Source organism: Embleya hyalina, from assembly GCF_003967355.1.
Taxonomy (GTDB): Bacteria; Actinomycetota; Actinomycetes; order Streptomycetales; family Streptomycetaceae; genus Embleya; species Embleya hyalina.
Genome location: NZ_BIFH01000034.1, coordinates 166,907 through 173,903, shown reverse-complemented (window position 1 = coordinate 173,903; position 6,997 = coordinate 166,907). Strand labels below are relative to the sequence as shown.

Annotated in this window: 7 protein-coding genes; 6 read left to right on the top strand and 1 reads right to left on the bottom strand. The window is 67.8% G+C overall.

The genetic code is table 11. The annotated features are described in order from the left end of the window. The 3 genes from EMA17_RS36825 to EMA17_RS36815 form a co-directional block, all read left to right on the top strand. A partial coding sequence (locus tag EMA17_RS36825; protein ID WP_148112339.1) for a tetratricopeptide repeat protein occupies positions 1 to 563 on the top strand: 563 nt, incomplete at its 5' end. Between the two features lie 269 nt (positions 564 to 832). Then, the gene (locus tag EMA17_RS36820; RefSeq protein WP_160161702.1) at positions 833 to 1,366 is read left to right on the top strand and encodes an anthrone oxygenase family protein; all 534 of its coding nucleotides are present in this window, start codon (positions 833 to 835) and stop codon (positions 1,364 to 1,366) included. Positions 1,367 to 1,638: 272 nt separating this feature from the next. Next, the gene (locus EMA17_RS36815; protein ID WP_126641540.1) at positions 1,639 to 2,580 is read left to right on the top strand and encodes a hypothetical protein; all 942 of its coding nucleotides are present in this window, start codon (positions 1,639 to 1,641) and stop codon (positions 2,578 to 2,580) included. A gap of 21 nt (positions 2,581 to 2,601) precedes the next feature. Here EMA17_RS36815 and EMA17_RS36810 read toward each other — a convergent pair whose 3' ends face one another. Next, complete coding sequence (locus EMA17_RS36810; RefSeq protein WP_126641539.1) at positions 2,602 to 2,886, bottom strand: hypothetical protein; 285 nt, start codon at positions 2,884 to 2,886, stop codon at positions 2,602 to 2,604. A gap of 478 nt (positions 2,887 to 3,364) precedes the next feature. Between EMA17_RS36810 and EMA17_RS36805 the strand changes: the two genes are divergently transcribed. The 3 genes from EMA17_RS36805 (at position 3,365) to EMA17_RS36795 (ending at position 6,493) form a co-directional block, all read left to right on the top strand. After that, a complete protein-coding gene (locus tag EMA17_RS36805; protein WP_281290575.1) occupies positions 3,365 to 4,117 on the top strand; it encodes a ParA family protein in 753 nt (250 codons plus the stop codon). Position 4,118: 1 nt separating this feature from the next. Continuing rightward, positions 4,119 to 5,165 carry a ParB/RepB/Spo0J family partition protein gene (locus tag EMA17_RS36800; protein WP_126641537.1) on the top strand — a complete coding sequence of 349 codons (1,047 nt, stop codon included), beginning with the start codon at positions 4,119 to 4,121 and terminating at the stop codon, positions 5,163 to 5,165. 575 nt (positions 5,166 to 5,740) lie between these two features. After that, entirely contained in the window at positions 5,741 to 6,493 is a 753-nt protein-coding gene (locus tag EMA17_RS36795) for a hypothetical protein (RefSeq protein WP_126641536.1), read from the top strand. Positions 6,494 to 6,997: the final 504 nt, after the last annotated feature.

The following is a 6,997-nucleotide window of genomic DNA, read 5'->3' as shown; positions in this document are numbered from 1 at the left end:
AGAATCACCCGAACACCCTGACCTCCCGCAGCAATCTCGCGGGCGCCTACGAGTCCGCGGGCGACGTGGGTCGAGCCCTCGAACTGTTCCGACGCACCCTCGAAGACTCGGTGCGGGTACTGGGCGAGGACCACCCCGACACCCTCGCCTGCCGCAACAACCTCGCGTACGTCTACGAGTCCGCAGGCGACGCAGGTCGAGCCGTCGAACTGTTCGAACGCACCCTCGCCGACCGGGAGCGGGTGTTGGGCGAGGACCAGCCCGACACCCTGGCCTCCCGCAACAACCTCGCCTACGCCTACGCGTCGGCAGGCGACGTGGGCCGGGCCGTCGAGCTGTACGAACGCACCCTCGAAGACTGCAAGCGGGTGCTGGGCGAGGACCACCCCGACACCCTGGCCTCCCGCAACAACCTCGCCCACGCCTACGCGTCCGCAGGCGACGTGGGCCGCGCCGCCGAACTGTACGAACGCACCCTCGAAGACTGCAAGCGGGTACTCAGCCCGGGCCATCCGATGATCGCGACCGTACAAGGCAACCTCGACTGGGCGCGAGATGCATGAGCCGCAACGAGTGCCGTTCCAAACGATCGATGCCATCGATATTGGAGCGCCGGTCCGTTAAGCGTTTCGGCCGCCCGCCCAAAGGGACGTGGCCACCCGGCGGAATCCTCCGTTGCATCGATAACCTCGGGGTTAACGGTGGTTGCGAGGACGACCGTTGTTCGACTCCTGCGTGGACGAGAACCTTGAGGTGTCGGGAACGGAGCGGCAAGACGGGAAACCGCGAACCGCTCCTCCCTCGCCCATCCTCGCCTCCCCAGGAGTTCGCCATGGCCACGGCCGACCACACCCTCGCCCCCGCTGGCCCGATCGCCGCAGGCCGCAGCACTGCCGGTCGCTGGCTTACCGCAGGCGCGGCCGCGAACGGCCTGATGGCCGGTACCTACGTCACCTTCTCCGCTGCGGTGATGCCGTGGCTGGGCACCAAGGGCGACGCCGACTTCGTCAGCACCATGCAAAACATCAACAGCGGCATCGAGAACCCGCTGTTCTTCACCGTCTTCACCGCCGCGATGGCCGCCCCCGCAATCGCCGCCTGGAAACTCCGGGCGCACAGCCGCACGGCAATGCGCTGGGCCCTCGTCGCCCTCGCGCTCTACACCACCACGGTCCTGACCACCTCGGGCATCAACGTCCCGCTCAACCAGGCACTCGCCCACGCTGGCACTGTCGACCCGGCCAAGTCCCGCGCCGACTTCGAGACCACCTGGAACATCTGGAACGGCATCCGCGCCGTCCTGTCCACTGCGGCCGCCGTCGCCATGGTCAAGGCCGTGCGCCTGCACCGCCGCAGCCGTGTCTGAGGGGCCGGGCTGCAAACGGACTTCCGTGGCTAACCGGGTGGAAGACACTCGTCCCGGTGCGGATGCAGCGTGGCGTGTTGACCCGGTGGCGGCGAGGAGGCTGTGATGGGCGCGGGTTCGAAGGACCCGGCCGCGCGACCGTTCTCCCCCGTTCCGGTCGCCGAGTATCGGCCTTGACCTTCCCGTGCTGCATCCGGCACGTGTATTGCCCGTGTTCGCCACGTCGACGCCAAGCACTGTGAGCGAGGGGGCGCTCCGTGTGGAAGAGCGCGATGAACACTCCCGGCGACCGCCCCACCCACGCCCGGCGCAGTTGTACCGGCGAGAGCCATCGGGCCCTCGTAGCTCCCGGCGGTGGCGAGTGCGCGATTCCCGCTGCCGAATGTCGTCAACAGGCCGCGTTGGAGAGTGACGTCCTGCTGAAGGGCAAGGGGTTGGGCGGACTGACGCCGTACCCTCTCGGCATCGTCGGTGTGCGTCCCGAACCGCACCGTCTCACGGTGCGTCTGCTGAAGGAGCCTTTCGTGATCGCCCATTGGGCGATGCGTCTCCTGCCGTTTTTCGACTCGGCCGACGACAGTCCCGCCGATGCGGTGGGCGGAGTGCCGGGTCTCCGTTCGCGTATCGACGGAAATCACGTTCGTCTCACCCGCCCGGGAACCACCGCGTCGGTGCGTCTGACCGGTTTCAATCCACGCTGGTGGACCCGCGCGGTCGCCGCGGGTCGTCCTGGTGAGCTGTACGAGCCGCTGTTCGAGCTTCCGGACTGGAGCCGCGCCGAACGTATTGCGGCCCAGCTCCGGCTCCCGGTCACCGAAGAACAGGACCCAAGGGTCGGCTCCGCGATCCTGCGTCGTATCCGTGCCACCACCGGCCCCGGCACCGCCAACGGCACCGACGTGTGGGTCACCACGGTCGGCAACCGGGTCGATTGGTCTCTGGAGACCACGGACGGACCGTCGTGTAGGGATCTCTTGCGGTTGTTCACGCAGGCTCCCACCGGAGCGGGATGGCGGGTGGATTTCCAGGATTGCCATTGCGCGGACGTCGCTCGGAAAGGGAGTTGTCGCGCGAAGTTGCTCACCGACGATCCCAAACAGGTCGTGCACTACAGCAACTTGCGCTGGCAACGTCTGACCATGACTCCCGACAGCATCGACATGCGCGCCCGGTGCAACGCGATCGCGTTCAGGGCGTCGAAGGCCGAGGCGTGACGTCACAGGGTGGAGGGGTCGTCAACGAGTACCACGACCTGTGCTGACGACCGACAATGGACGCCCCGCCGCCACCGTTTTGAAGAGGGTGGCCACCGGCATGCGCACCACTGCGGCGATCTCTCGCCAACTGTGACCTGCCGCGCTGGCATCGAGTACGTCCTGGTGCAGAACGTCGCCAAGTTCGCGTTGCGCTGCGGCAGTCGTCGCCGCTCTCTGCAGTGGTCCCTCTGCTTCGTTCGAGGTGCTCTCGGGCTCCAGTGGGGCGTTGTTGAAGAGATGGGCGAGGGCGGCTTCGAGGTCCACGGGTCTCCCTCGCGTGCTTGCCACGCGAACCGTGGTCGCCGTCAACCTGCGAACCCCGTCGGGAGTCAGGCTCAATGTCACGGTGAATTCCGTCGTGCCGTTCGGCAGCATTCCAACGACGGGCGACCGGCCAAGGTCATCAACTGATCGTCCGAGTCGCAATCGCAACGGCAGCACACGGCGCAGAAGGGATGCGGTCTTCGAGCTCCGTTGCCGCGGTCCCACCGGTTCCCAGTCCCGCGTTTGCAGGCACTGCGACCGCCGTCGCCAAAGGCTCCCCTGAGCGCTATAGCTGGCCCCGGGCCAACGGAGTTCCGGACCACGCGCGATCTTTACCGGGTAAAGAAGGGCTGTCGTTCGTGTGACGTACGCCCGATCTGAGCGGTGATGGGTGTCAATCGACCGTCAAACGCGAGTGAAGGTGGCATAGTTCGTGCCGCTCCGCTCCTGCGGATGCACCGGGGAATTAAACCAACCGTTGGGAGTACCCGTGGCAAGGATCCACGTTGTCGCAAATCAGAAGGGCGGCGTCGGCAAGTCGACGGCCGCCGTCAATCTCGCGGCGGTCACCGCCGACGTGCACAAGCCTCGTAAGGATGGGAGCCGTTCCGTCCTGGTCGTCAGCTGTGACCCGCAGGGCTCAGCGCCCTGGTGGGCGGATCGGGTGGGCGACGAACTCCCGTTCCATTTCGCGGAAGCGTTCGACGCCGACGCCATTCTGGGCCTGCGGCACAGCACCGACTACGATGACATCTTCATCGACACCCCGGGCTGGTTTCCGCCGGCGAATCCGAAGCACCCCGAGCGCCCGTGGGGGACCACGGAGACGGCGGACATCCTCGAGGCGGTCTTCGAGGTCGCGGACCAGGTGATCGTGCCGATCGAGTGCGAACCCCTGTGCTACATCCCCACGACGAACACCGTCGAGTTCGCGATCGCCCCACGCGGTCTCCCGTACACCGTCTTCGTGAACAACTGGGAGGTCCGCGACGGCTTCGCGGACCGGGACGGCACGATCGAGTTCGTCGACGCCCAGGGTTGGAACCGGGCCGAGACCGTGGTGCGGCACTACAAGGTCCACGCCCGCGCGGCGGCCGACGGCGTCGTCGTCACCCAGTACCCGAAGAACCGGGTCTCCCTCGAAGCGGCCCAGGACTTCTACCGCCTGGCCATGGAACTCGGCCTGGGCGCCAAGCCCCGGGCCACGCACACGAAGACGAAGGCGGTCTGAGGTGGCCAGCAGGAACCGTGTCCAGTTGGGGGCCCTCGCGGGCACCGCGAAGGCGGACGCCGCCCGGGTCCGGGAGCTCGGTGCGCCCCCTGTCGACGGGGCGAGCCTCAAGGTCCCGCTGCACGAGATCGCGTACAACCCGCACAACCCGCGCGAGGAACTCGGCGACGTCACGGAACTGAAGTCGTCGCTCGACCAGATCGGTCAGGCATCGGTCGCCACGCTCGTCACGAAGGCGGCGTTCCTCGCCGTCTACCCGGACCAGGCGGCCCACCTGAGCATCCACGTCGACAGGTCGGCGACCCCGGAGGAGGCCGCCCGGATCCGGTTCGTCGTCATGGACGGCAACCGTCGCAGGCGCGCGTGTGAACTCCTCGCCCGCCCGCACCTGGCCTGCGTGGTCGACGACGAACGCGTCAAGGACGATGTCACGGCGCGCGTGAGTGTCCTCGTCACCAGCGTCCAGCACAAGGACTTCGCACCGCTGGAACAGGCACGCGCGATCGAGGATCTGATCGCGACCCTCGGGACGGCATCCGCCGTCGCCAAGGTCCTGGGCCGATCCGAGGGGTGGGTATCGCAGCGCCGTGTCCTGCTCAAGCTCGTGCCGGAGCTCCAGGAGCGGCTGGCGGCGAACGACGGCGTGTTCGGCGTGAAGCAGGCACGGTCCATCGGCGGCCTCCCGCCCAACGCACAGGTCGCGGCCGTGGAGGACCTTTACCGGGTAAAGAGCAAACCTGCGACCGCGCCCGAGAACGCCCCCGTTCCCGTGGCCGTCCCCACCGAATCCCCGCACGCGCCGTCGGTCACGACGAGAACTCCCGCGCAGCGGAGGCCTGCAACGAAGGTCGTTGACCACTCCCCCGCTCCGGAGGTCGCGGCGGCCGTGTCCACCCCAGTGTCCGCAGGCGTTGCGACGGCGCTCGAACCGGCCCCCGTGATCCGGGTGTCCAGCCCCGTCAAGATGGCGGAGCAACTGCGTCTGGTCATGGAGCGAGACGCCATAGAGGAGTTGGCCGCCCTCCTCCTCGACGGACTCACGAGCTGAGCAGCCGAAGGATCTTTACCCGGTAAAGACCGGCGTCACGATGGTCCGTCACCCACGCGGGAGGCGGGCCATCGTGACGTCCGGGCGATGCGACGTCTCGGTCGGCCCGCCGTCGGCAACAGCCGACGATCGTTCGCGTGCTCAATACCTCGGGTGAGCCAACACTCCCCTCCCCAGCGGCCTCAAAGGCGCTGGCCGGCAGCGGGCCGCAGATTTCTCCCCGGTGGAGAAGGCGCCGCCGGAGCTGGCAGTCGGGGCTCGCGCGGCCACCTCTGCGGCCGCGCTGGCTGCGGCGACGCGGGGGTCCGATCCGGCGGAGGTGGTCGAACGGCTGCGCCGGGTCCCGGGGCATTCGGCCGTGGAGGGATCCGGCCGCGCTGTCGTCGGGCTCCCCGAGCCGGCCACGGGCGATCGTCTTTACCCCGTAAAGATCGCGCGTGACCTGGGCGGCCCGTGTCCACGCGAAGGCGGGCCGTCGTCACGTTCGATCCTCGCCCGGGCACTTCGTCGGCTGCGCTCCCCCACGGGCGAAATCCGCCGGCGTCTTCACGAAGGCGAGGTCTACCGTCCGGGGCATGGCGCACGCGCACGAGATGAACGAACGGGCCCTGGCCGGCTTGGAGTCCCTGGGGATCCTGCTGGATCGGGACGTCACGAGACACGTTCCCGACAACGGGTTGCGAGTCTTCCTCGTCGGCTGGGGATTCCTGGCCGAGTCCTACCGACAGGCGACCGCCGTCGTGGTCCTGCACCGCAGGGAACTCGGCCACCACGCCTCCCCCAACGTGCGATTGCTGATCGAGGCCGTGGCGCAGCTGTGGCGCCTGGCCGAGGACGGTGACGCCGCGGTCGATTCTCTGAATAATGCATTCCGGTTCAAGCATGGGAAGCTGAGTACCGCAGTCGATCCTTCGGTGTTCGGACCCACGGCCGAGACCGTCGCCGAAATGGATGCCGCACGGGCGAAGGTCGCGTCGGCAACCGTCCCGGCGCAGCCGGGGGACGTCTACACCAACGTGGCGCAACTCCTGGATCGCATGGACCCGACGGGCGGATCGAAGGCGATCTGGCTGGCCACCACGCAGCTCGCGCATCCCACGATCACCCTGGCCAGATGCTTCTTCACCGATGGACCGGGGGAGCCGGTCCGCCTGTACACCACTCCGCACTACGAGGGGAAACTCGACATCACAGAGTTCCTGCCCTTCCAGGTCTTCAACCTCGTGTTCCTCGCCACGGGAGCGTTCGACAAGATCATGGCCGGTTCCCCGTGGGGGTCGGAGCTGGCCCGGATCGGTCACGAAGCGGGCCTGCCGCAGTCGAGCTGACAGGGAAGCGGGACGAGTGGGCGCATGGATCTTTACCGGGTAAAGACCGCAGCCGCCTCCCGTGGTGAACCCGGAGTCGTGGAGCTCTTTACCCGGTAAAGACACGACGCCGTGCACCGGCTTCCGTGACGGGCCGGCGACAACACCGCAGACGGGTTCGTCCGTGGGCGTGGCTTCGAGATGCGGTTCTCGATGATGTCGGGGCTCGGACCGTCATCGTGTCCGATGCCGCACAGGGATGTCCGGTCATCCGTAACCGGGCCCGGCTGGCATGGGCTGTGTCCGGTGGCGGATGTCCGGACACGAGACCCGTCGGCCAAGGCGACCCGGCCGGTCGATGTCCGGGTCGTGTGTCCGGACATCGACCGGCCATGATCGTTCTTGCCCGCCCGGGCAAGAACGATCATGGATATGACGGTTTCCGCCCCTAACGGGTGCGCCCCGACATCGCGTTCGACGCCGGACACACCAGCCGGGGAACGGGATCGGGGACTCCGGGAGCGT